General features: G+C 49.1%; 26 protein-coding genes. 10 read left to right on the top strand and 16 right to left on the bottom strand.

The annotated features are described in order from the left end of the window. Window positions 1-67: 67 nt before the first annotated feature. On the bottom strand, window positions 68-586 hold the full coding sequence (locus OGY06_RS23200) for a hypothetical protein (protein ID WP_286634788.1): 519 nt from the start codon (window positions 584-586) through the stop codon (window positions 68-70). 234 nt (window positions 587-820) lie between these two features. Here OGY06_RS23200 and OGY06_RS03980 point away from each other — a divergent pair, with 234 nt between their 5' ends. Further along, window positions 821-1,165, top strand: a complete 345-nt coding sequence (locus OGY06_RS03980; RefSeq protein ID WP_032934568.1) for a DUF1294 domain-containing protein — start codon at window positions 821-823, stop codon at window positions 1,163-1,165. A 26-nt stretch (window positions 1,166-1,191) separates the two neighbouring features. Here OGY06_RS03980 and OGY06_RS03975 read toward each other — a convergent pair whose 3' ends face one another. Then, the gene (locus tag OGY06_RS03975) at window positions 1,192-1,983 is read right to left on the bottom strand and encodes an MBL fold metallo-hydrolase (protein WP_200920446.1); all 792 of its coding nucleotides are present in this window, start codon (window positions 1,981-1,983) and stop codon (window positions 1,192-1,194) included. 188 nt (window positions 1,984-2,171) lie between these two features. Between OGY06_RS03975 and OGY06_RS03970 the strand changes: the two genes are divergently transcribed. Both OGY06_RS03970 and OGY06_RS03965 read left to right on the top strand, forming a co-directional pair. Next, the gene (locus OGY06_RS03970; protein WP_003832836.1) at window positions 2,172-3,014 is read left to right on the top strand and encodes an aminoglycoside phosphotransferase family protein; all 843 of its coding nucleotides are present in this window, start codon (window positions 2,172-2,174) and stop codon (window positions 3,012-3,014) included. Between the two features lie 120 nt (window positions 3,015-3,134). Next, a complete protein-coding gene (locus tag OGY06_RS03965) occupies window positions 3,135-4,163 on the top strand; it encodes a HoxN/HupN/NixA family nickel/cobalt transporter (RefSeq protein WP_286604767.1) in 1,029 nt (342 codons plus the stop codon). A gap of 52 nt (window positions 4,164-4,215) precedes the next feature. Here OGY06_RS03965 and OGY06_RS03960 read toward each other — a convergent pair whose 3' ends face one another. Both OGY06_RS03960 and rstA read right to left on the bottom strand, forming a co-directional pair. Continuing rightward, the gene (locus OGY06_RS03960; protein WP_063941562.1) at window positions 4,216-5,556 is read right to left on the bottom strand and encodes an L-cystine transporter; all 1,341 of its coding nucleotides are present in this window, start codon (window positions 5,554-5,556) and stop codon (window positions 4,216-4,218) included. Window positions 5,557-5,802: 246 nt separating this feature from the next. Then, on the bottom strand, window positions 5,803-6,546 hold the full coding sequence (gene rstA / locus OGY06_RS03955) for a two-component system response regulator RstA (protein ID WP_003832842.1): 744 nt from the start codon (window positions 6,544-6,546) through the stop codon (window positions 5,803-5,805). A gap of 117 nt (window positions 6,547-6,663) precedes the next feature. Here rstA and OGY06_RS03950 point away from each other — a divergent pair, with 117 nt between their 5' ends. After that, a complete protein-coding gene (locus OGY06_RS03950; protein WP_200920444.1) occupies window positions 6,664-6,999 on the top strand; it encodes a GlpM family protein in 336 nt (111 codons plus the stop codon). On the opposite strand, the gene folM is transcribed toward OGY06_RS03950, so the two are convergent. From folM to ydgH, 6 genes are all read right to left on the bottom strand, one after another. Then, window positions 6,996-7,718 carry a dihydromonapterin reductase gene (folM, locus tag OGY06_RS03945; protein WP_003832846.1) on the bottom strand — a complete coding sequence of 241 codons (723 nt, stop codon included), beginning with the start codon at window positions 7,716-7,718 and terminating at the stop codon, window positions 6,996-6,998. The two genes, OGY06_RS03950 and folM, sit on opposite strands and share 4 nt — an antisense overlap. Window positions 7,719-7,997: 279 nt before the next feature. Further along, entirely contained in the window at window positions 7,998-8,477 is a 480-nt protein-coding gene (locus OGY06_RS03940; RefSeq protein WP_003832848.1) for a hypothetical protein, read from the bottom strand. 53 nt (window positions 8,478-8,530) lie between these two features. Then, the gene (locus OGY06_RS03935) at window positions 8,531-9,058 is read right to left on the bottom strand and encodes a hypothetical protein (protein ID WP_003832852.1); all 528 of its coding nucleotides are present in this window, start codon (window positions 9,056-9,058) and stop codon (window positions 8,531-8,533) included. A gap of 72 nt (window positions 9,059-9,130) precedes the next feature. After that, a complete protein-coding gene (locus OGY06_RS03930; RefSeq protein WP_286604762.1) occupies window positions 9,131-10,195 on the bottom strand; it encodes a hypothetical protein in 1,065 nt (354 codons plus the stop codon). 718 nt (window positions 10,196-10,913) lie between these two features. After that, window positions 10,914-12,296 (bottom strand): amino acid permease, encoded by a 1,383-nt coding sequence (locus OGY06_RS03925; protein WP_126957135.1) that lies wholly within the window; start codon window positions 12,294-12,296, stop codon window positions 10,914-10,916. 245 nt (window positions 12,297-12,541) lie between these two features. Next, window positions 12,542-13,486, bottom strand: coding sequence for a DUF1471 family protein YdgH (gene ydgH / locus OGY06_RS03920; RefSeq protein WP_003832856.1), 945 nt, complete (start codon window positions 13,484-13,486; stop codon window positions 12,542-12,544). Between the two features lie 525 nt (window positions 13,487-14,011). Between ydgH and pntA the strand changes: the two genes are divergently transcribed. Both pntA and pntB read left to right on the top strand, forming a co-directional pair. Further along, window positions 14,012-15,541, top strand: a complete 1,530-nt coding sequence (gene pntA, locus OGY06_RS03915) for a Re/Si-specific NAD(P)(+) transhydrogenase subunit alpha (protein WP_003832858.1) — start codon at window positions 14,012-14,014, stop codon at window positions 15,539-15,541. A 10-nt stretch (window positions 15,542-15,551) separates the two neighbouring features. Then, window positions 15,552-16,940, top strand: coding sequence for a Re/Si-specific NAD(P)(+) transhydrogenase subunit beta (gene pntB, locus OGY06_RS03910; RefSeq protein ID WP_003832859.1), 1,389 nt, complete (start codon window positions 15,552-15,554; stop codon window positions 16,938-16,940). Window positions 16,941-16,981: 41 nt separating this feature from the next. Here pntB and OGY06_RS03905 read toward each other — a convergent pair whose 3' ends face one another. Continuing rightward, window positions 16,982-17,833: an aldo/keto reductase gene (locus tag OGY06_RS03905; protein WP_063941566.1), complete on the bottom strand. Its 852-nt coding sequence runs from the start codon at window positions 17,831-17,833 to the stop codon at window positions 16,982-16,984. A gap of 262 nt (window positions 17,834-18,095) precedes the next feature. On the opposite strand from OGY06_RS03905, the gene OGY06_RS03900 reads away from it, so the two are divergent. Beyond that, window positions 18,096-19,292: a multidrug effflux MFS transporter gene (locus tag OGY06_RS03900; RefSeq protein ID WP_126957137.1), complete on the top strand. Its 1,197-nt coding sequence runs from the start codon at window positions 18,096-18,098 to the stop codon at window positions 19,290-19,292. 31 nt (window positions 19,293-19,323) lie between these two features. Here OGY06_RS03900 and OGY06_RS03895 read toward each other — a convergent pair whose 3' ends face one another. Beyond that, a complete protein-coding gene (locus tag OGY06_RS03895) occupies window positions 19,324-20,358 on the bottom strand; it encodes an AI-2E family transporter (protein WP_003832866.1) in 1,035 nt (344 codons plus the stop codon). 138 nt (window positions 20,359-20,496) lie between these two features. Between OGY06_RS03895 and OGY06_RS23280 the strand changes: the two genes are divergently transcribed. The 3 genes from OGY06_RS23280 (at window position 20,497) to mdtI (ending at window position 21,456) form a co-directional block, all read left to right on the top strand. Continuing rightward, window positions 20,497-20,667 carry a protein YdgV gene (locus OGY06_RS23280; protein WP_087050578.1) on the top strand — a complete coding sequence of 57 codons (171 nt, stop codon included), beginning with the start codon at window positions 20,497-20,499 and terminating at the stop codon, window positions 20,665-20,667. Window positions 20,668-20,774: 107 nt separating this feature from the next. Next, entirely contained in the window at window positions 20,775-21,140 is a 366-nt protein-coding gene (mdtJ, locus tag OGY06_RS03890) for a multidrug/spermidine efflux SMR transporter subunit MdtJ (RefSeq protein WP_162623449.1), read from the top strand. Continuing rightward, window positions 21,127-21,456 carry a multidrug/spermidine efflux SMR transporter subunit MdtI gene (gene mdtI / locus OGY06_RS03885; RefSeq protein WP_003832870.1) on the top strand — a complete coding sequence of 110 codons (330 nt, stop codon included), beginning with the start codon at window positions 21,127-21,129 and terminating at the stop codon, window positions 21,454-21,456. Before mdtJ ends, mdtI begins: the two co-directional genes overlap by 14 nt. Window positions 21,457-21,490: 34 nt before the next feature. Here the strand turns inward: mdtI and OGY06_RS03880 are convergent, their stop codons facing one another. The 4 genes from OGY06_RS03880 to OGY06_RS03870 all read right to left on the bottom strand — a co-directional run bounded on the left by OGY06_RS03880 (window position 21,491) and on the right by OGY06_RS03870 (window position 24,603). Beyond that, window positions 21,491-22,312 (bottom strand): trypsin-like serine peptidase, encoded by an 822-nt coding sequence (locus OGY06_RS03880; protein ID WP_126318161.1) that lies wholly within the window; start codon window positions 22,310-22,312, stop codon window positions 21,491-21,493. Between the two features lie 100 nt (window positions 22,313-22,412). Next, window positions 22,413-22,496 (bottom strand): small membrane protein YdgU, encoded by an 84-nt coding sequence (ydgU, locus tag OGY06_RS23275; protein ID WP_049259791.1) that lies wholly within the window; start codon window positions 22,494-22,496, stop codon window positions 22,413-22,415. Between the two features lie 86 nt (window positions 22,497-22,582). After that, window positions 22,583-22,978: an acid resistance repetitive basic protein Asr gene (asr, locus tag OGY06_RS03875; protein ID WP_286604759.1), complete on the bottom strand. Its 396-nt coding sequence runs from the start codon at window positions 22,976-22,978 to the stop codon at window positions 22,583-22,585. Between the two features lie 137 nt (window positions 22,979-23,115). Further along, window positions 23,116-24,603: a carboxypeptidase M32 gene (locus OGY06_RS03870; protein WP_286604755.1), complete on the bottom strand. Its 1,488-nt coding sequence runs from the start codon at window positions 24,601-24,603 to the stop codon at window positions 23,116-23,118. Window positions 24,604-24,617 lie beyond the last annotated feature (14 nt).

The raw sequence follows: 24,617 nt of genomic DNA, 5'->3' as shown, positions 1-24,617 counted from the left end.
TATGGCCCCTACGGGCGCAGAATGACCTTTCGCTGGATCACGCATTGCTTTCTATGCTGTAAGTTAATCAAAATCGGGATGGGGTTGTTCTGGCGTACGTCACGACCGCACCTAAAAGGTTACTTCGTTTCTCAACGTAGATGGTGTTGTTATATTCGTAGTTACCTTCGGGATAGCAAATTCTGATATTAGTCCCAAGGTCTGGATCGTCAACATCAGCCCCCGAACAGCTTTTCGAACTTCCTGTAGCATAGACGTATGTGGTGGTATAGGACGAGGGGACACCCGGAATGAACCAGGTTATCGCCATAACCATGATCACTGAAAACAGCACCATGGCAATGCTGATACCACCAAATAATTTTAGATAAGTTTGGAAGGGACTTTTTTTCATTATCCCATTACCTACCAGAAATAAGGTAATTAACAATGACACTGCCAGAGAAATAAGCATGAGGTATTTGGATGTGAGCGGGTAGAGAAATGTCGCTCTGTATATCGTTACCTTCCACCAATAAAAGAGAAAAATTGCGCCGAGAGATGAGACGGTAACAAAAAACAAATATGGATATGAGTATTTTCTCATCCTTGTGACTCCAGAACAATTTCTCCATTTGGGTTTAATAAATTACCATTTGTTTTGAATAATGAAAACGGCTCTCTTGTTTGAATTGTTAGGTACGCCGCAGACCAGAGAATTTGCGCTATCTTTGGGGATATAGGCATAATAATAAAAGGGATATTCTCACCCGTGGCAGGGATGACTGACCTTGCGTATAATGCGTGTCGATACTTCCTGAAAAGTGCTGTGACTGAAAATATGAATCTCAATCGCTGTTGTTATTCGCTACTCATTTTCGCAGCGGTCGGCTGCATTTTCACCGCTTATCCTCTTGTTATATGGTTTCTACTCGCCAACGTTTTGACGCTGCTGTTATACGGCGTGGACAAAATGGCGGCACGTAAGGACTGGCGCAGAGTGCCGGAATCCACATTGCTGGTGTTTGGCGTTGTGGGCGGGTGGGGCGGCGCGATAGCGGGTCAACAAATCTTTCGCCATAAAACACAAAAGCAGCCTTTCAAAACCTACTTCATTATCAGTGTGATAGTGAGTATTTCTGTGATGGGCGTGATTTATAAGTTCTATCCATTTTTACCTTCCTGAGCATGGTTGGTGAATAAACTGCCGGTTTATTTGAGGCAGGAAATATATTTTTCACCTGAACGGCGCACAATTTCATCGGCATTTTGCGTAATATTTTTTCCTTCAAATGCGCCGTAAAGTTGCTTAAATTTCACTGTTCTCAGGCGTTGGATGATGTCGCTGACGGTTGCGGCTGGCAACGGTAGCATATTGGGGTAGCTCCACATAAATGAGACTGCATGGGCACCTGGTGTAACTTGAACGATGTCGCCAGAAAGCACGACGCCTTCGTCACGCGCCCAGTGCAGGACGCAGCCGCCAGCAAAGTGTCCGCCGAGACGTATCACCTTGACGTCACGGGTTAACTCAATGGTGTCGCCATCCCAGAATCTAATCCACGGGCTGTCGCGCATTACCCACCTTCTGTCGCTGGCATGAAGGTAAATCGGCGCGTTAAATTCCGCAGCCCAGTCCTGCATGGTGGTGTAGTAATGAGGATGCGAAATCGCGATAGCCTTAAGGCCGCCAAGGGACGTTATTAGCGTTTTTGTGGCATCGTCGAGCGTGGCAATGCAGTCCCACAGAATATTTCCTTCTGGGGTGCGCACAAGAAACGCGCGCTGATCAATTGCAAAATCAGGAACGGTGCGGATGCTGAGGAGAGTACTGTCGTGTTGCTTCCACTTATTTGTATGTGATGCACACAGGGTGCCAAAATCGATCCATTTCTGCCCGCTTGTGGGGACATATTGACGTTCATCCAGGCAGATATCGCAATGTTCCGGATGGGCGCCAGCTACCTCATAGGATGTTCCACAGGTTTTGCATAACGAGATCATCGTGTCCTCCTCATATACCGAACACAGTCAGCATGGCACACAGATACACAAGGATGTGCCTGTTAGTGCTCTACCCGATAAGTCAGTGATGATGGAAGTGGGGGTTGTGGCTCAACCAAAAGAAAACAGGAATAATGCCGACACGGATCCTTTGGTTACCATCTTCCAGAGAAAAATGAGGATATTGTTTGGAAAATCGTCTGTTCAACACCTGGCTCAACCGTTGGGGGCTCACTCCAGATGGTGAACCGTTTGAAACGCACACATCGCAGCTTTTGCCTGTGGTGGTGGTCAAGGACGGGCAGAAAGCCATACTAAAGATTACCGACGATGACAGTGAACGGATCGGCTGTGAACTCATGGTCTGGTGGAACGGAAATGGCGCAGCGAAAGTACTTGCTCATGCAGCAGGGGCGATTCTGCTGGAACGTGCGACAGGGACAGAGTCTTTAGCGGACATGTCCTGGACTGGCAACGATGCGCAGGCCTGTCGCATTATTTGCCATGCTGCCAGTAGACTCCATCTCTCCCGAAATGCGTCTACGCCTGCGTTAACACCTCTGCACCATTGGTTTCGCGATCTGGCTCCTGCCGCGAAAAAGCATGGCGGTATCCTGACGCGTTGTGCTGCGGTGGCAAACGTACTGCTATCTTCACCCCATGATGAAGTCGTATTACATGGCGATCTACACCACGGCAATATTCTTGATTTCGGAACGAGAGGATGGCTGGCTATCGATCCCAAAGGGCTGGTGGGCGAGCGTGGCTTTGATTACGCCAATATCTTTACTAACCCCGATCTTGCCGAACCTACCAGACCTGTCGCCATTGAGCCGGAAAGATTCACGCAAAGAGTCAACATTGTGTCTGAAATCGCCAGAATTGAACGGCAGCGTTTACTGATGTGGATTGTTGCCTGGTGTGGGTTGTCGTCCGTCTGGTTTCTGCAAGAGGGTGACAGCGCAACGGTACCTCTGCGTATTGCGGAGCTAGCGATGGCAGAACTTGCTTCAGGTGGTAATCAACTTTGATCTACGACACTGGGTTAGTAATTCTTAAGAGTTATCATTAGCCTGGTAAACGTTGTATTAATCAATCAATGAACGGCGGTGTGGTGTGTTGTTGAGCGAAAATTTGACAGGCCGGAAACAATGAACGCATTGTTTTCATTATTAAAAAAACGCCCGAATATTGTTTTGTTGATGGTCTTACTCATCGGGGCAAACATCGTAGCGTGGCTGTGGGCTTTCACCGCGTTTAGCAACAACACGTCATTACTGGCACTGAGTCTGATTGCGTGGTGCTATGGTTTGCGCCATGCCGTAGATGCCGATCATATCGCCGCGATAGACAGCGCGACGCGTAAACTCATGCAGCAGAAAAAACGTGCCTTGACGACGGGAGCCTGGTTTTCTTTGGGGCACTCCACCATTGTGGTACTGGCAAGCATTGGCATTGCACTGACCACCAGCGTGTTTAAGCAACATATGGCATGGTTTCAGAATGTCGGCGGTCTGATAGGAACTACGGTTTCTGCCGTATTTTTGCTGATTCTGGCTACCATTAATCTCATTATTTTCTGCCAGGTCTGGAAGGCATTCCGCCATCTTAAACGCACCGGTACTTACGATGGCGCCACGGAAGATATTACGGTTTCAGGCCCTCTGAACTGGCTTTTCCGCTCAGCGTTTCGGCTGGTAGGTAAAGACTGGCATATGTATTTTGTCGGTTTTCTGTTTGGTCTGGGTTTTGATACCGCCACTGAAATTTCTCTGCTGGGAATTTCTGCTTCAAGCGCGTCCAGCGGCATGTCAGTTTGGTCAATTCTCGTATTCCCGGCACTGTTTACCTGCGGTATGGCGTTAATTGATTGTCTCGACAGTATTCTGATGGTTGAGGCCTACGGCTGGGCGTTCAATAAGCCGCAACGTAAGCTCTATTACAATATGACCATTACCGGGACTTCCGTGATTGTTGCGCTATTTATTGGCGGGCTGGAGGCGCTGGGACTTCTCTCTGACGCGTTTTCGCTCCAGGGTGGTTTGTGGGATACCGTCAGCAATTTGAGTGACCATATGGGGAATGTCGGTTTTGCGATTATTGGCGTCTTTATCGGCTGCTGGATTATCTCCGCCGTAAACTACCGTTGGAAAAAATACGACGGACTGACGTTTAGCTGACACAAAAGCAAGCCTTCCAGGAACAGGAAGGCTTTGATCTTTTTAAGACTGACTAATTCGCGTTCACGGGTTGTGGTTTTTCAGTACTCTTTTTCAGGATCCGGTTAGCCAGCACGCCAGACATCATCGAACCGTTCACGTTTAATGCCGTTCTGGCCATATCGACGACAGGCTCGATAGCAATGAAAATCCCCACCAGCGCGACCGGGAAGTTCAGCGTTGAAAGGACGATCAGTGCAGCAAATGTTCCGCCACCGCCTACACCCGCCACCCCAATAGAACCCAGCGCAATCGCAGGAAGCATGGCGAGCAAAAAATGTACTGATAGCGGATCAATCCCAATTGTTGGAGCAATCATCGCCACCATAATAGCCGGGTAGATCCCGGCGCAGCCGTTTTGCCCCATGCTGGAGCCGAATGAAGCCGCAATATTAGCAATGGTGTTTTGCACGCCAAATTTTTCCTGTGCGGAAATAGCCAGTGGAATAGATGCTGCACTGCTGCGTGAAACAAATGCAAAAGTTAATACTGGCCAGACAGTTTTAAAATAGTGAACGGGATTATTTCCGCTCAGAACCAGTATCAGTGCGTGGACGATAAACATCATCAGAATCGCAAGGTAACAGGCAGCAATAAAGCCTAACAAACTGGCAAATTGTTCAAATCGATATGCGGAAAATACGCCTGCCATTAATGCCATCACACCATAAGGGGTGAGGGCAATAACGATGCGCACCATTTTCATCACCCAAATCTGGATAGCGTTAATACCAGCACTTAATTTTTCACCTTCTTGCGGGGCGTCTTGTTTGACCTTTAATAATGCCACGCCGGCAAGCAGGGTGAAGATAACAATGCCAATGACGGAAACGCTTCTGGCTCCTGTTAGGTCGAGGAAGATATTCGTGGGGATCAGAGATGTAACCAGTTTAGGTAGTGAAATGGCGGCAGTTTTACTCACATCGTCTGCAGTCAGTGTGGACTGCATATGAACAAACGCACTGGCGTCCAGACCTAATACATGCGCAGTCAACAGCCCAATAAAACCGGCAATCATTACCAGACAGAGCATGCATCCGACAATGGTTAACGACATTTTCCCAATGCCAGCGCTGTTTTCGAGCTTATTAATGGCTGAGAGAATAGAGATGAAAATCAGCGGAACCGCAACCAGTTTCAGTAAATTAACATAACCGTTGCCGATAACATTATACCAGTCGATAACTGTTTTACTTTCGTCAGCAGCAATGAGATGCAGGGATAAGCCGATAACGGCACCCATAAAGATAGCGATGAAGACGCTTTTTGAAAGAGAGTGACTTTTTTGGTTGATTCTAAAAATTGCCCATGAACAAACCAAAAAGAACGCGATATACGCAAGCGTTACGAACATATTGTAGCCTCTTGCCTCATTCAGCACCTGAAATGCCGGAAAGAGTTTAGTTAGTGCGAAAAAAACCTATGAACCATAAGGGTTCAGGACCGCGACGGATTATAGGGAGGGGGGTGGGCTACAGCCACACAAAAAGTGTGGAACGGCTTCGGATGGCGTTTATATGCCTGTTCTGTAGACGATTGCACGTGACAGTGTAACGTATTGCGAATAATCCAGCCGACCAATGAGATCGGCCCGGTGGCATTACTTCTGCGGCTCGTCGTCCCAGGCGTGCGGTGCGAACAGATAACCTTTGTTGCGTACCGTTTTGATTCGATAGGGTTCAGTCGCGTTATCGAGAAGTTTTTTGCGTAAGCGGGAAATCGCGACATCGACGCTGCGATCCATACCGTCATAACTTACGCCACGCAGGTTCTTTAGCAACGCATCACGGTCCATAATCTGCCCGGCATGGGTTGCCAACTCCCACAGTAATTCAAAATCAGCGGTGGAAAGAGAGATTTGCTCGCCGCCGAGCAGCACGGAGCGGTTGGTGGGATCGATAGTGAGTGTGCCAAAGCGCAGCGTTGTGTGCGGTGTGATGGTTGCCGCCTGAATGCCTTTAGACTGTGCTGAGTGTTCATTCTGGCGCAGGTGCAGGCGCAGGCGAGCCAGCAGCACAGCTGGCGGCGTTGTCTTCAGGATGTAGTCACAGGCGCCCATTTCCAGCGCAAGGATATGGTTCATGTCGCTGTCCAGCGAGGTGAGCAGGACAATCGGGCCTTGCCAGCGCCCGCGTAAATCGCGGCAGATAGTCATCCCGTCTTTGCCCGGCAGCATGATATCTAATAACACCAGATCGGGTTGAACGTGCAGGATTTTCTCCTCGGCCAAATCACCACGAGGTTCAAGGATAACCTCAATATCATGCCGGGCCAGATAGGCTGCAATCAGTGAGCCAACTTCGGGATCATCTTCAACAAATACGATGGTGTTCATATCATTCATTTTGAATATAAAACGCCAACATACACCGCCCCGGTTTTTCCTTCCATTAATCTTTTCTAAACAAGAACGCTTCCGTTATGCTAGAGGCTGATGTTATTGATGTGTTAAGGCAGAGTGATGGGACTCGTTATAAAAGCGGCGCTTGGTGCGCTGGTGGTGGTGTTGATTGGTTTGCTGGCGAAAACAAAGAATTACTATATTGCTGGATTAATTCCACTGTTCCCGACGTTTGCGTTGATTGCCCACTACATCGTGGCCAGTGAGCGTGGGATCGAGGCGTTACGTACAACCATTGTATTCAGTATGTGGTCGATTATTCCCTATTTTGTCTACCTTGTTTCACTGTGGTATTTCACCGGGTATATGCGCTTACCCGTCGCGCTCGGCGGTGCAGTAGTGTGCTGGAGCCTGAGCGCGTGGTTGCTGATCTTTTGTTGGATCAAACTGCACTAACGCAGATGACGCCCGCCATCAAGGGCAAAACTACGTCCGGTGACAAAACAACTGGTTAGTAGGTAGTCAATTAAATCTATGACCTCTTTTTCACCAGGCGCAGTTTTCATCAGTGATTTGTTCAGTGCCTGCTGGCGATACTCTGCATCGTCACCCTCATTAAACAGGATAAGTGAGGGGGCAATCGCGTTCACTTTCACTTCCGGTGCCAGTTTGCGCGAGAACGAACGGGTCATATTGTCCAGTGCCGCTTTGCTGGCAGCATAAGCAATGTGCTTGTCGCTGCCGCGCTCCACAACATAATCCGTAAAATGGATGATGTCGCTGGCTGCGTGCCCATGACCGCGTAGCAATCCTTCCAGCGCGTGGTTGAGCAGGTAGGGCGTATTGACATGAATCTGCATCATTGCTGACAGCACGTCAGTCAGCGGCGTACCGGGCTTTTCTGCAAGCCAGGCGCTGGCATTATGCACAATGGCGCGCAAGCCATCGGTCTGTGCTTTGACCTCATCAGCAAAGGCCAGCACGCCTTCATCCGTGGAAAAGTCAGCAGGGATACAAATCGCGCCAGCTTCTCGCAGGCCGTCAATGGCAGGATAGTGTGTACGGTAGCTGACGATAACTGGCTGTTTTTGGTTCAGAAAGTGCCATGCGACGGCGAGGCCGATACGACGACCACCTCCGGTGATAAGAATTGGCAAAGGAGGTTTTTTACCCATTGTTATACTCAGGCTCCATTAAAAACAGCATCTTACAAGATAAAGGGTGTAAGTGGTGTATGAAACATTGATGAGTGGTGCAAACTCATTTGTACACAGTAGCACACAGGAAAAAAGTTGTTGGGGGTTTGTTACAGCATCCTGATTTAGCGGCGAGCACAGAGCTTGTTAAATCCCGCTTTTATAGTCGGGCTTTAGTCGCAGGAGTAATAGAGAGAGAGGGATTAACAATGATTAGTCAATAAAAAAGGGAACCAGAAAACAGGCTCCCCATTTTAACTAGGTCTTCCTAAGCTCTCTCAGCTTATCCATTATTTTATTAAATTCTTCTGTAAACTTTCTGTGATCTCTTTCTTCTGCTTCTTGCAGAATACGCTCTGCTTCAATCCTTCTTGCTTCAATCAATCTCTGTTCTCGTTCTTTGATCTGAATCTTCAATCTCTGTTCAAATTCTGTTATGTCGATGGAAGCAACAATCACCGGATTCTCTAATAGTTGGTAGAGTGGGGAAAATAAATCTGAATACTGATCTACAGCGTCTTCTGGCGGGGGTGAACGATAGAAGGTTAAACCTTTTCTCCATCGTGATAGTTGTGCATAGTTCAGCTTAGGTTTCTTGCCTGTACCTTCATACGCCTCTTTCACAGCATCTAACACAGCGGCAGGTTTTACGTCCTTGCTTATCTTTAACGCTTCTTTCATTCGGCGTTCTTGTGGCTGTGTGCTGTCTCCGAGTAAGATCAGATTTACGTTCTTCATTGTCTACCCTTAAATGATTAAGGAAGCATGATAATACACACAGCCTATTGTGTTCAATCTGATGGCTTCCAATTAGGAAAGATAGCTATCATCATATCTATTGCTTTCTGTTTTGCCTGTGTTGCTGCTTTCTCTGCAAAGGCTTTTAGTTCAGCTTGTGATTCTTCTTCGATACGTTCGACGATACCCGCAAAAATGGCTTTCTGATTGTCTTCTGAAGCGATAGACGCAATAACCTGATTCTGTTCTTGTGATGCTCTTAGTTGCTCTGTAAGACGAGCAACTTCTTCCTTTAGCTTTTCCTCTGTGCTCTTACTAGTGTGTTGCTGTGATCGTACGGGAAATTCTCTGAGGTCATCGGTAAAAAACTTGTTTAACCATCGTTCTTGTAAGCGGCAACCAGCTGCAGCATTTAACCATTTGAGGAAAAAACGGAGGTTTACATGACCTTCTTTTACAGCATGACGTAGTTTTTCTAACTCAATACTTCGTTGAACCGAAACTCCTGTTTCATTGTTAGGCTTCTTAAATGGTTCAAGATCAATAAGTTCTAAAAAATCTGCTGCTGTTAAATCTGACATAATTATTTCCTCTAAAAAAGGCTGGATTAGTCCAGCCTTATTATTTTTAAAGGTACAAAACTGTACTCTTTCTTAGGCATTCCAATACAAGGTGACGCTATCGCCGTGTCCATCGCGGTACACAGTGGTCGTTGGTGTTACATCAGAAGATGGTGTAACAGGGGTTACGATTGATGCTGGGACAACATGAACAACTACCGCAGGGGTAACATGAATTACCACTGGAGTGGGTTGTGGTGCTGGTTGATAGTTGGTGATCGTTTTCACTTCACCTGTTTTCAGGTTAGCCGCTTTTTCTCCGTAATAAGTGGGTCCAAAGTTACCGATTGTTGCAATCCCAAGATTATTAACTGAATGCTCAAAACCGTATTGGCCATCTCGAGTGATGCCTTTGTTCCAACCAAATCCAACATCTTCGTTACCAATATAACCCGCAGTGTGAACGTGAGTATAATCGCCATCTTTCACAGCTACAGTGTGAGAGCGTTGGGTTGGAGAAACAACGTTGTAGCCAATACGCGTAAGCTCGTCATTATGAATGACGTGGGCGGAGTAGGCTGCATTAGCTACGTCATTGTAAGCATGAACGCTGCCATAGGTGTTTACACCATCATTGTAAGCATGAACATTCAGACCACCAACACCTTCATCATAGCTATGAATCGACATTGCTGTTTCGGTGCCATTGGTTACAGCTACGCTATGAGAGCGCATATCAGCAGACACAACAGTTGATGCTTCTTTTGTCACTCCATCACGATTCACTGTGGAGGTACGCATTGCACCATCCTTGCTGATTGTCGTTGTCGCGGAATATTGTTCATTAACACCGTTATAGGCAATGTTTTTAGTGACGACACCATCTTTCACACTGATGGAACGTGTCGTGTTGTCAGCGATGGGGTGATCGCTCATATTGATGGAGCCTTTAGAGAATCCTGTGAACCCACCACCTGCATTCATGCGCTCCGCAAAGTGACCACCAAACGAATGACCACTAAAAGCATGACCAATGTTACCAGCATGACCATGACCACCAAAATTGTGACCGCCCATACCGCCATGGCCACCGTGACCATGAGCAAAAGCAGATATTGGAAGAACCATTAATACTGCAACCACTGATTTCTTAAACATTTTAATACTCCATTTAGGATTAATAGGGAGGTGTCATCATTAATTTTTTATTTATCATTTTGTTTGCCCCTCAATGACTGAATGCTGCCGATTACATAATTAATCGATGCAGTAACAGCTATTAATAAACCTATTTAATTTCCGACATAATTGACGAGGAGGGGGAGCTGGTGGGACCAGCGCACGGGTTGCATTATCATCAAACATAAATATCAACACAACGCCAAGATCAATGCAACACAAGATAAAGCACAAATAGTTAATTGTATGATGATTAATTGTTCTTTTCCTTATGCGTATCTTATGCATGTACTATGCTTTGTATGTGTTCGCTAAGTGTTTTGCATTTATCTTTTATCAATATGAAAAGTGAACAAAAAATTGAGAAGGTAATGATGTGTTTCAGTGTGTTATGTTGTGATTCATAAGAAGATAAGACAGATGATCGTGACTGATCGTTATGTCGTAAAGCAGTCTGCGATTGTGAAGTGTAGAAAGAATGACTCGGACTCAATAGAGGTGATCATCGGCATGTGATGATTCATCATTTGAGGAACCGCGCAAAGCGTTTCGCACGCAGCAACAAATAATGTGGGGGTAAGAAGGGAGAGTGAGAACTATTATTTTCGATTAATAAGCGTTAACCATGATATCCCGATAATCCTTTATCAGGATATTCATAGTCCGATATTTTCCGATGCCAGCGATGGGTATAACGTTACCCCATCAGCATCCAGGTAGCCGGCACAGCAGCAACAAGCAGCAGGCCGATCAGTGCCATCTCCTGGCGTTTTAATACGTTTTCATGCGTGTGCGTTTTACGGGCATAAAGGAAAACCAACAGCCCTGGCGCATACAACACCACAGACAGCAACAGATGCATCGGACCTGACGCATACAATAACCATATGCCATAAATACTCGCGCCGATGCCGACAGCCTTATGAATTGGACGGGTGGCAATTTTTAACAGAAATGCGCCGACCAGCAAATAGGGCACCAGAATCATCTCTGAGGCGATAGTCAGTAACGTATTGTAGTCTGAGCCTGTGAGCCAGATTAGCACAAGGCAGATTTGTACACAGATGTTGGTTAGCCACAGGGATGCCGATGGCGCACCCTGTGCATTCTGTCGCGCAAAAATACGCGGAAACGCTTTGTGCGTGGAGGCGAGGAACGGCACTTCCGCCGCCATAATCGTCCAGCTTAAATAGGCCCCGCACACGGAAACAATCAGACCCGCAGCAATAATAATTTCGCCCCATGGCCCCATCATTTTAACCATCAGACCGGCCATTGATGGATTGCGGATCTCCGCCAGTTCTGGCCGCGCGACAACGCCGAGAGATAGCAGGGTGACTAACAGGTAAACGCCCAGTGCGGCGAGTACAGCCAACAGCGTGGCGCGACCTACATCGCGTTTATTTCTGGCGCGGGCAGATACCACCACCGCGCCTTCCACACCGATGAAAACCCACAGGGTGATGAGCATGGTATTTTTGACCTGCTCCCAGACAGGCACGCCCAACGCGACGCCGGTAAAATCGAGAGTAAAGGTGTCGAGCTTGAACAGCATGAACGCCAGCACGATAAACAGGCCTAGCGGCAGTAGTTTTGCCAGAGTAGCAACCAGGTTAATGCTGGCCGCGGTTTGTACTCCCCGCAACACCAGAAAATGGACTATCCATAACAGTACCGATGCGCCGACAATCGACTGCCAGGTATTACCGTCGCCGAACAGACGTAATTCCGGTGTGTCGGTAAAGAAACTGAGCGCAGAGAAGACGATGACCAGATACGAAACGTTAGCGATAACAGCGCACAGCCAGTATCCCCACGCAGAGCAGAAGCCAATCAACTCGCCGAAACCTTCACGTGCATAGGTGAAGATGCCGCCGTCCAGTTCAGGACGGATACGCGTCAGGATCAGCATAGCAAAGGCGAGCAAAAGAATACCCGCACCGGTAATCGCCCAACCAATCAGTAACGCAGCCGGGCTGGCTACTGCCGCCATATTTTGTGGCAGGCTGAAAACGCCAGCGCCGAGCATTGAGCTTAAAACCAGCGCGGTCAGTGCGCTCAGACCCAATTTCTTTTCCATTTGTATCCAGTTACAAAAACGAGAGTGAGAGAATAATTATTTTGGCAAACCGCATAAAAATGGTGAAAGCCACTAAGGCGCGGGATTTTACGGAGAGAAGAGAACGCATGCAATGGGGATAGAGAGATTTGTGACTAATAGTGTGAAAAGTTGTCTTAATACTGCTGTTTTTGTTTTGTCTGGAAACAGAACTGCGCGAAATTATCAGGTCTACAAGGACTGTAGACCTGATAAGGCATTGGGTATTACTTATACAGATCGGCGCTGATCGTCACGTTGTTACCACGTTCTGACCACTGGCGGGTAATGTGATAGTACTTCGCGCCTTTCTTCGCTGCGCGTTTTGCTACCTGATAAGATACTTCCGTCATGTTGCCGTAGTTACCGGTGAACTTGATGCTGTCGAACGGTACCATCATGGCGGCGGTCGCTTTGTTCAGCTCTTCAACTTTGGTTCCATCCGGCAGCGTGACAGTGTAACGTCCGCCTTTGGTGGATTGCGTTTCGAAGAAGCGGCCGACTTCAGCACTCGGAGAAGCGGTAGTTGCTACGCCCGGGATCTCAACTTTCTTCGCGGCTTCGCCACCTGCTGCTAATGCGGCACGACCAGCATCTGAATCTGCTGGGATCGCATCAGGGCTTTGTACAATGCGTTTTTTCGCATCAGCTTTATAGATGAATGCAGTAATACGCTGGTTGCCGCCCTGGTTGGCATCGACCTGACGCACGATATAGAAGGAGTAAGCACCTTTCTCTTTCGCTGCTTTGGTGATGGCATCGTTTACCTCAGGCTGGCTACGGTAGAAACCTTGCACTGTAACGGTGTCGTAAGGTTCTATCAGAACGGCTTGATCTTTTGGCAATTCCATAACGCCGTTAATGACACGGTTTTTTGACGCTTCCGCTTTTTCAGCGTCGGCTTTATAGACGTCGGCAACAACGCGCCAGTTACCGCCGCTGCCAAAATCTGAGGTATCAACAACATAAAAGGAGGCTGCACCGTCTTTATCTGCACGGCGTGAAACGGCAGCAACCGCATCACCGATAGCATTAAAACGACCGGTGACCACAATGCGGTCATAGGGTTTCAGGGCAGCCGCTTGCTCCGGCGTCAATTCTGTCGCTGCATTTACAGAAAAAGCAGTCGCAGAAATTAGTGCGGACGCCAGGAGAGTGTTCTTAAGCTTCATAAAAATAATCCTTCGCCTTGCGCAAACCAGGTACTGGTATTGTTATTGACTAGAAACGTCGCTGATTATTGCATTTAAATTGTGTCAGTGTCTGCGTCATTTTTCACTCATCGTGTCACGTTAGGTAACAACAGGGATAACATTTTGTGATATGCCGAAAATTTCGGCGTTTGGTGACCAAAACTGATAAAGCAGTTGAATTTCATAAGTTAATTTAATGTTAATCAATTGTTTTTGACAGGTAGGTAATCATGTTTTGCCGCTTCGCTTGAGCGAATTATCAGCCTTTGTGGGCTATTTTTAGGGCATTTTATCTGTCTGAGGTTCGATTCATCTCTATTTCGCGAATTTCATAATAAATACTGTTTTTTGGCGCTAGATCACAGGCGTCATTTTCAGTAGGTTATACAGAGTTTGTTACTGTTTTATTTTATTGAGGTAACACTGACCTCTCTCGAGAGTGCGCGCATGCCTCGTGCGAACATTGATAAACCATCATCATAATTACAGATGGAAGGGAACATTATGCGAATTGGCATACCAAGAGAACGGTTAACCAATGAAACCCGCGTTGCAGCCACGCCGAAGACGGTTGAGCAGCTGCTTAAACTTGGTTTCAGCGTCGCGGTTGAAAGCGGTGCAGGTCAACTGGCGAGTTTTGACGATAAGGCGTTTGTTCAAGCAGGCGCAGAAATTGTTGATGAAAATGCAGTCTGGCAGTCAGAGATCATCCTGAAGGTCAATGCGCCGGAGGAGGCGGAAATTCCGTTACTTAATCCGGGCACGACGCTGGTGAGTTTTCTTTGGCCCGCGCAAAACCCTGAGCTGCTGCAAAAACTTGCAGAGCGCAACGTGACCGTTATGGCGATGGACTCCGTGCCGCGTATTTCACGCGCACAGTCGCTGGATGCCTTAAGCTCGATGGCGAACATCGCCGGGTATCGCGCTATTGTTGAAGCTGCACATGAATTCGGTCGCTTCTTCACCGGCCAGATCACCGCCGCAGGCAAGGTTCCACCTGCCAAGGTCATGGTGATTGGTGCGGGGGTGGCTGGTCTTGCGGCGATCGGTGCGGCAAACAGCCTGGGCGCTATCGTGCGTGCTTTTGATACCCGTCCGGAAGTGAAGGAACAGGTGCAGAGTATGGGCGCAGAGTTCCTTGAACTGGACTTTAAAGAAGAAGCGGGCAGCGGCGATGGCTATGCCAAAGTGATGTCCGAAGCGTTCATCAAAGCCGAAATGGAACTCTTCGCCGCGCAGGCGAAAGACGTCGACATTATCGTTACCACTGCGCTGATCCCGGGCAAACCGGCCCCGAAACTGATCACCCGTGAAATGGTCGATTCGATGAAAGCGGGCAGCGTAATTGTCGATCTTGCCGCGCAAAACGGCGGTAACTGCGAATATACCGTACCTAATCAGGTAACCACCACCGAGAACGGGGTGAAGGTTATCGGCTATACCGATCTGCCTGGCCGTTTGCCAACGCAATCTTCCCAGTTGTACGGCACGAACCTCGTCAACCTGCTCAAACTGTTGTGCAAAGAGAAAGACGGCAATATCACCGTCGATTTTGACGACGTGGTTGTGCGTGGTGTCACGGTGGTTCGCGAGGGTGAAATCACCTGGCCTGCGCCGCCTATCCAGGTTTCTGCTCAGCCGCAGGCTGCACCAAAAGCCGCACCTGCGCCGAAAGAAGAGAAAAAACCTGTCTCTCCGTGGCGCAAATATGCGCTGATGGCGCTGGTAGTGATTTTGTTTGGCTGGCTCGCCGACGTCGCGCCGAAAGAGTTCCTTGGTCACTTTACGGTGTTCGCGCTTTCCTGCGTGGTGGGTTACTACGTGGTCTGGAATGTGTCACATGCGTTGCATACTCCGCTGATGTCTGTGACTAACGCCATCTCGGGGATTATCGTGGTTGGGGCGTTATTGCAAATTGGCCAGGGTGGCTGGGTGAGTTTCCTGAGCTTTATCGCGGTGCTTATTGCCAGCATTAATATTTTCGGTGGCTTCACCGTGACTCAGCGCATGCTGAAAATGTTCCGGAAAAACTAAGGGGTAACATATGTCTGGAGGATTAGTTACAGCTGCATACATTGTTGCCGCGATCCTGTTTATTTTTAGTCTGGCGGGGCTTTCGAAACACGAAACCTCTCAGCAGGGTAACAACTACGGCATCGCCGGGATGGCGATTGCGCTGATTGCCACGATATTTGGTCCGGATACCGGCAACGTTGCGTGGATCCTGGTGGCGATGATCATTGGCGGCGCGATTGGTATTCGTCTGGCGAAGAAAGTCGAAATGACCGAGATGCCGGAGCTGGTGGCGATTCTGCACAGCTTCGTCGGTCTGGCTGCGGTACTGGTGGGTTTCAACAGCTACCTGTATCACGATACGGGCCTGGAACCGATTCTGGTGAACATTCACCTGACGGAAGTGTTCCTGGGTATCTTCATCGGTGCGGTAACCTTTACCGGTTCTGTGGTGGCCTTTGGCAAACTGCGCGGCAAGATTTCCTCTAAACCGCTGATGCTGCCGAATCGTCACAAAATGAACCTGGCGGCGCTGGTTGTTTCTTTCCTGCTGCTGGTGGTGTTTGTTCGTACCGAAAGCGTGGGCCTGCAGGTTCTGGCACTGTTGGTGATGACCATTATTGCACTGGCCTTTGGCTGGCATCTGGTGGCCTCCATCGGCGGTGCGGATATGCCAGTTGTCGTGTCAATGCTTAACTCCTATTCAGGATGGGCGGCGGCGGCAGCGGGCTTCATGCTGAGCAACGATCTGCTGATCGTTACCGGTGCGCTGGTCGGTTCTTCTGGTGCGATCCTGTCTTACATTATGTGTAAGGCGATGAACCGTTCATTCTTCAGCGTTATTGCGGGTGGCTTTGGTTCTGACGGTTCTTCTACCGGGTCTGATGAAGAAGTGGGTGAACATCGTGAGATTACTGCGGAAGACACAGCAGAAATGCTGAAGAACTCGCACTCCGTGATCATCACCCCGGGTTACGGCATGGCAGTGGCTCAGGCACAGTATCCGGTCGCGGAAATCACTGAGAAACTGCGCGCGCGCGGCATCAAAGTGCGTTTTGGTATTCACCCGGTAGCAGGGCGCTTACCAGGTCATATGAACGTGCTGCTGGCGGAAGCCAAAGTACCTTATGACATCGTGCTGGAAATGGATGAGATCAACGATGATTTCGCCGATACCGATACCGTACTGGTCATTGGTGCCAACGACACGGTAAACCCGGCGGCGCAGGATGACCCGCGCAGCCCAATCGCCGGCATGCCGGTACTGGAAGTGTGGAAAGCGCAGAACGTCATCGTGTTCAAACGTTCGATGAACACCGGCTATGCAGGTGTGCAGAACCCGCTGTTCTTTAAAGATAACACCCATATGCTGTTTGGTGATGCCAAAGCCAGCGTGGATGCGATCCTGAAAGCGCTGTAATTGCCAGTAAAAGTAAGACGGCCTCTGCGGAGGCCGTTTTTTTAAACATCCAGTTTACGCTGGGTGATCCATTCCACACGAGCCGGATCGCGATGCGAGAAGAACGCGCTGGTTCCGCTGTCCATCGCGGCAATTTGCGTCATCTCTTCCGCCGTTAGGGCAAAGTCCAGCACCTGAATATTCTCGGCCATCCGCGCTTTACGCACGGTTTTCGCCAGCGAAATAATCCCACGTTGATAAATCCAGCGCAGCACGACTTGACCAACGCTTTTGCCATATTTTTCACCAATAGCCGATAAGACTGGGTTCTGAAACAGGTCATTGCGTCCTTCAGCGAACGGTGCCCAGGCTTGCGGTTGAATATTCCGGCTCTGCATCCAGGCTACTGCATGCGGCTGCTGATGAAAAGGATTCACCTCAATTTGGTTAACGGCTGGGATAATACGATTGAAAGCGATTAAATCCGCCAGACGATCCGGATGAAAGTTACTCACGCCAATCGCGCGGATTTTCCCTTCTTCATATAATTCTTCCATCGCACGCCAGGCACCGTGCACATCGCCATAGGGCTGATGAATCAAATAAAGGTCAATATAATCCAGTTGAAGCCGTTGCAGAGAACGTGCGAATTGCGCCTTTGCGCCTGCATAGTTGGTATCCTGTAACCACAGTTTGGTAGTCACAAAAAGCGCCTCGCGGGGGACTCCGCTTTGCTTAAGTGCGTTGCCGACCTGAGTTTCATTCTGGTAGGAGGCAGCGGTATCAATCAGGCGATATCCTGTATCAATGGCATCCCGTACGGCTTGCTCACATTCGCTGGCATCGGTCATTTGATAAACGCCAAATCCGAGCAGGGGCATCTCAACACCGTTATTCAAAACTGTTGTATTCATTGGGTTCTCCTGAGCATCATCGTTGCATTGGCTGCAGATTAGCAAATCTGTGTTGATACGATTAGTCTGTGAAATTCGCATGGACCTATGAGTAGAATTCATTTCTGAAAGGTAATTGTTGGAAGTCAGTCACAAAATATGACGCCTATGATTTCACCATTCATGATTTCAGTTCATAAACTCATGCGGTTTTAACCGTCTAATCACGGCAATACGTTGTCTATATACTGCGACCTGACTTTTTAGAACATGACAGGGCACTATGCGTACACGTGAACATGCCTCACCGGTAACTACCGCAAGCCAGACCGGTCTTACTTTTATTCTGATCCTCAGTGGCCTGATGGCCTTTACATCGCTTTCTACCGATATTTATCTTCCAGCAATGCCGACGATGGCCGAGGATTTACATGGCAATGTTGAGCTGACGATTACTGGTTTCTTAATTGGTTTTACTATCGCACAGTTGATTTGGGGGCCGATTAGCGATCATATGGGGCGGCGTAAGCCGCTGTTTATCGGCATGGTGCTATTTATCATTGGTTCCGCAGGGTGTGCGCTGTCTACAAGCATCACGCAAATTGTTTTCTGGCGGGTATTTCAGGCGCTTGGAGCCTGTACCGGGCCTATGCTGGCGCGAGCGATGATCCGCGATCTCTTTGCACGTACTCGTGCGGCGCAAATGCTCTCAACCCTGGTGTTGGTTATGGCGATTGCGCCAATCGCCGGACCGTTGATTGGCGGGCAAATTATTCGCCTGAGCACCTGGCACTCTATTTTTTGGCTGCTGGTGGTGATTGGTGCGCTGATGTTTATCTCCCTAAACTGGCTGCCCGAAACATTGCCGGAAGATAAACGGGTGAAAGCCTCTTTGGCTGGCGCATTTCGTAATTACCGTTCGTTGTTAACGAATGGGCGTTTTATGCGCTATACCCTGAGCCTGACGTTTTATTACGTCGGTGCGTACGCGTTTATTACCGGGTCACCGTTTGTTTATATTAGCTATTACCATGTTGATCCACAGCATTACGGCTGGTTGTTTGCGCTAAACATTATCGGTGTTATGGCGATGAGCGTGGTTAACCGCCGTCTGGTGCAACGGCACGCTCTGGAACAGCTGCTGAAATATGCGACGCTGCTGGCGGCGCTGGCTGCGGTTGTGCTTGCGCTGCTGGTTAAGCTGGAATCAGGTGGCGTCGTTGCCATTATCATCACTGTTTTTCTGTTTTTCTCGATGAATGGCATTATTGCTGCAACGTCGACTGCTGCGGCGTTGGATGCGGTACCGAACATTGCGGGTTCAGCTTCGGCGCTGATTGGCGCGTTGCAATATGGCAGCGGTATTATCTCATCGTTGCTGCTGGCGGCCTTCAGTGATGGCACGCCCTGGACCATGGCGTGGATAATAGCGCTATTTACGCTGTTAAGCGCCGTTTTGGCTTTTCGCGCGAAACGATAAAGGAAATGCCCCGCGATGGCGGGGCGAAAACTCATTCTTTGTTCAGATCGCTAAGCAGCACGGCAATGCTTTGACCGCCGTTGGTTTGCTCAAGCGCGATTTTCACGATGATGGTCAGCGGCACAGAAAGCAGCATCCCCACGGGACCGAGCAACCAGCCCCAGAAGATTAACGACAGAAATACTACCAGCGTGGACAGCCCCAGCCCGCGGCCCATGATCCGCGGCTCGAGGATATTCCCGAATACCAGGTTGATGACCAGATAGCCTGCCAGAACCACCAGCGCATCGTAAAGACCGCTGAATGCCAGCACCTGAGCAATAGGGGGAATGGCCGCCAATACAGAACCGATATTAGGGATGTAGTTCAGGGCGAAGGCCAGTAATCCCCAGACAAAGGCAAAGCGCACATCCAATGCAGCAAGCATGCCCCAGGCGACCAACCCGGTCACAATGCTGATTGCCGTTTTAAGCACCAGATAGTGGGAGACGCTGTCGATGGCGCGTTGAATCGCCGCCATACCTTCAATGGGGCGACTCATCATTTGTTTGAGTTTGTTGGGCAGTTGCGGTACTTCCAGCAGCATAAAAACTACCGTCAGTAGCAGTAAAAATATCGATGACATAGCATTTGAAAGCTGCGCCAGTAAATTGGTCACCAGCGTCATTGCCGCGTTCGGATCGATATATTTGACGAGTTCGTCCACGGAAACGCCGATCCCTGCGCGTTGTAACCATGGTTCAAGATTTTTCAGTGGGATAACCAGTGAAGAGCGATATTGCGGTAGCGTTCGCGCAAGTTCATTTAAGGATGTACCTAAATACGCCAACAGCAGCACCATTAACATTACAATAATAACGATAAGCAATGACACCGCAATTACGCGCGGTATGCGAAGCTTGACCATCCGCTGCACAACGGGATTGAGCACAACGGCTATAAATAACGCCAGAATAAAGGGGACGATGATATCTGCGGCAAAGCGAATACCGCTCAGGATGATAACCAGCATGCCCAGCATAATGACTATTTTTAGACCGTTAAGCGTGATGATCGGTTTCGCCATGTGTATTCCCGCATTTTTCATTTTTGAATCTGCATAATAAAGTGATTTGCGTCGAGCCGTTATAACAAAAATCAAACGGGGCAGGTAAAGAAGTGAAAAGACTTTGAGTTCGTCTTGAAGCTATGATACAAATCATCTGTGTTTAACTACCGAGGACAATTATCATCCGCGATGATGAGAAGCAACACTGCGGATAATTGTAATATTATGGACAATATGTTCAGGATGTTTTTGCGTTTACCTACACTTCTTCGTACCTCCTCCACTTTCTTGCTTGCGGGTGAGCAACACTGGCGCAACGCGCTTTAGTCCCTTCTTCTGCCTGAGCTGGCGCTGTGCGCTTAGCTAACTAATTTTATTTTTTGGTTTACTGCATGCAGTAGGCCTAAAGGACTATATTCTCAAGCAGGAGAAGCATCATGTTTTACTGGATATTATTAGGTCTGGCCATCGCGGCTGAAATTACTGGCACGCTGTCAATGAAATGGGCAAGCGTCGGTCATGGTAATTCGGGCTTTATTTTAATGCTGGTAATGATCGCCTTATCGTATATTTTTCTCAGTTTCGCCGTTAAAAAAATTGCCCTTGGTGTGGCCTATGCCTTGTGGGAAGGTATCGGTATTTTATTTATTACGCTGTTTAGTGTGTTGTTATTTGACGAAACCTTGTCCACGATGAAAGTGGCTGGACTGGTCTCGCTGGTATTAGGCATTGTGCTGATCAAGTCTGGTACTCGAAAACCTGCCAAAACGAGCAAAGAGGTGACCCATGCAGCAGTTTGAGTGGGTTCATGGTGCCTGGCTTGGCATGGCCATCGTGCTGGAAATAGTCGCTAACGTCTTTTTGAAGTTTTCAGATGGATTTCGCCGCAAGATTTATGGCGTGCTGTCGCTGGCTGCCGTGTTAGCGGCCTTTAGCGCGCTGTCGCAGGCGGTAAAAGGTATTGACCTTTCTGTTGCCTACGCCTTGTGGGGCGGGTTTGGGATTGCCGCGACGTTAGCGGCTGGTTGGGTGTTGTTTGGTCAGCGCCTGAATAACAAAGGCTGGATTGGCGTGGCGCTGTTGCTGGCCGGAATGGTGATGATTAAACTTGCCTGATATCCGTGCTGCCCGTTAATGCGGGCAGCATGTGTTACTCCTTCGCCAACGCTTCCAGCTTATCGCGAAAACCGGTCACGGATATGGCGCGATTATCGGCTCGCCAGCGATCTTTCGCCGCTGGAGCGGAGCTTTGTACGCCAATCAACTGCCAGCCTGAATCTGTCTTCAGCATCAACGGTGAACCGCTGTCGCCCGGGAGCGTGTCGCACTGGTGTGACAAGACGGTATTCTGCGCCCAGCCGGTCACTACACAATCCTGATGGGTGTACAAATCGTCCAGATGATCTTCCGGATAGCCCGACTGTGTGACTTTGCGATCGGCGGTTTTCAACGCCGCGGTTAACGCCGCTTTATCACCTTCAAATAATGGTAGGGGCGTGATTCCGGAAGGCGGGTAACGCAGCACCACCAGACCAAAATCCCACGGGGCTGCTGATGGCGGCACAATCCATCCATCTCCATCGGCTTTTAAACGTTTACCAAGTGAGGGATCAACCCGTCCTTCGATTCCATGGATTTCATAGCGCCAGACACCCTTTTTCGACACAAAGCGTAACGCGACGGCTTTATCCGGTTTGCCTTTCGGTGGAGCGAGCAAGCAGTGTCCTGCAGTCAGGGCCAGATGCGGTGAAATGAGCGTGGCGGTACACAGATTACCGCTGGCGGTTTCCAGTTGCCCAATAGCGTCCCATGGTGATTGCGTTGGATCAGTCACTTTTGTGCGATCGTCATGACCAAAAAACAGCGTTTTTATGTTTTCTGCTTCAGCGGTGGTCGTTGCTGGCTGATCCGCATGCGCAACAACGGGAAAAAAACAAATTGAGCCCAGTAATACAGCAATGGTTTTATGCATATCACACTCTGGTGGGGAATTATGATTATAAACAGCAAACCCTCAGTTAATACTATAGACGGGACGGCGAGAAAGTGGGAGTAAAATCAGATAACTACACTCAGGAAAGATAAAAATGCATGGCGATGAGGGCGCAAATTATCAGAGTAATAAGAATGAACTCAAAGCGGTAATGTGACACCATTTTACCCTCCGAAAGGCGGCGCTACATCAGGTCGATCTAGCGCCGTATGCTATGGCGTGGGGGACGCCATAGTGACTACAAATGCGTTATGCTGCAGGTTGAGCTGCTGGTTTAGCGGTGTCGTGTTTTACGGCTTTTTTGGTGTGTTTTTTAGCGGCCTGAGCTTTCTGCTCTGGTGCTTTTTGTTCTGCTGCTGGCTTGGTTGCCGCTTTTTTGGTGTGTTTTTTAGCAGCCTGAGCTTTTTGCTCTGGCGCTTTTTGTTCTACAGCCGGTTTAGTGGTGGATTTTTTAGCGTGTTTCTTGGCAGCCTGCGCTTTCTGCGGCGCTGCTTTGTGCTGTTTTTTATGATGCGTGGTTTTTGCCGGCGCTGCTTTGGTGGTTGCAGCAGCAGTCGGAGCGGTAGTAGTAGTTGTCTCAGCAGCAAACGCGGCAGAAGACAGACCCATAGCAGCGGCAACAACCAGAGCTAATACTTTTTTCATTCTCATACCCTCGATTTGGTTTTTCATTCAACCCCACTGCGGGGCCGTTGAAATAACTATATCGCTGTAATCAGAGGGCTTCCGTGAGTCATTGGTTTCGGCGTGTAACGATATGTACAATGACTCACGGTATGAGATTACAAATAGCGGGTTTCCAGATGAGCGCGGAAATAACGGCTGCTGAGCGGTTCGCCGGTGGCCTGGGTAATAAGCTGTTCAGTGGTAAAACGGCTGCCATGCTGCCAGATGTTCTGACGTAGCCAGTCAAACAGGGGACCAAACTCACCTTGTGCAATAGACTGATTCAAATCAGGCAATGCGCGGTTAGCGGCACTGAACAACTGCGCCGCATACATGGCGCCCAGGGTATAGGAAGGGAAGTAGCCAAAGCCGCCATCGGTCCAGTGAATATCCTGCATACAGCCGTTACGATAGTTTCCGATCGTTGACAGCCCCAACCAGGACTGCATTTTTTCGTTCCACAATGCCGGGATATCATCCACTTCAATATCGCCATTAATAAGCGCACGTTCGATTTCATAACGCAGGATCACGTGAGCGGGATAGCTTACCTCGTCGGCATCAACACGGATAAACCCGGGCTTGACCTGCTGGTTCCAGGCGATGAAATTGCTTTCTTCAAACGCTGCCTGATCGCCAAAGTGGCGCGTTACAGTCGGAATCAACCGCATCAGAAAGGCTTTACTGCGTCCCAGCTGCATCTCAAAGAACAGACTCTGGGACTCATGAATGGCGGTTGAGCGTGCCAGAGCAATAGGTTGCCCAGACCAGCTGCGTGGCAGGTTTTGCTCGTAGCGCGCGTGACCGGTTTCATGGATCACGCCAAACAGCGCGCTGAGTAATTCGTTTTCATCATAGCGGGTGGTAATGCGAACATCTTCTGGTACGCCGCCACAGAAAGGATGTGCACTGATATCCAGCCGACCAGCGGTAAAGTCGAAACCGAGTTGTGCCATCGTTTCAAGGCCCAGCTCCCGCTGGATTGCGGTTGGGAAAGGACCCACCGGGGCAATGAGCGACTGCTGAGACTGCTTTGCCACCACCTTGTTTAGCAGATCGGGCAGCCAGCTTTTAACGTCTGCGAAAAGGACATCCAGCTGAGCGCTGGTCATTCCTGGTTCAAAGATGTCCAGTAGCGCGTCATACGGCGAACAACCTTTAGCTTCTGCGCGCAGTCGGGCTTCTTCGCGGCTGTACTTCACAACCTCTTTCAGGTTTTCGGAAAATCCTTCCCAGTCATTAGCTGGTCGCTGGCTACGCCAGGCATGTTCACAGCGACTTCCCGCAAGAGATTTTGCTTCTACCAACGATTCGGGCAACAAGGATGCCTGGTGATGCAATCGCGACATTTCGCGCAGGTTCGCCTGTTCTACATCGTTGAGGTCTTCCTGTTGCGCTGCGGCGATCCACGTTGCCACTTTCGGGTCAGTTAACAGTTGGTGTTCAAGCACGCTCAGCTCGGCCAACGCTTCGCCTCGGGCTTTACTGCCTCCTGGCGGCATCATGGTAAACATGTCCCAACTGGCGATTGCCGAGAGGTGGGAGAAGCGAGAGAGCCGCTGGAACGTGCGGGTGAGCTGATGGTAATTATCATTGTTACTCATTTTTTGTTCTCGTT

Origin of the sequence: Citrobacter sp. Cpo147, assembly GCF_030332405.1 — a bacterium.
In the GTDB taxonomy this organism is placed as follows: Bacteria; Pseudomonadota; Gammaproteobacteria; order Enterobacterales; family Enterobacteriaceae; genus Citrobacter; species Citrobacter portucalensis.
The sequence above is the reverse complement of the archived record's forward strand: the minus strand, read 5'-3'. Positions and strand labels throughout refer to the sequence as shown.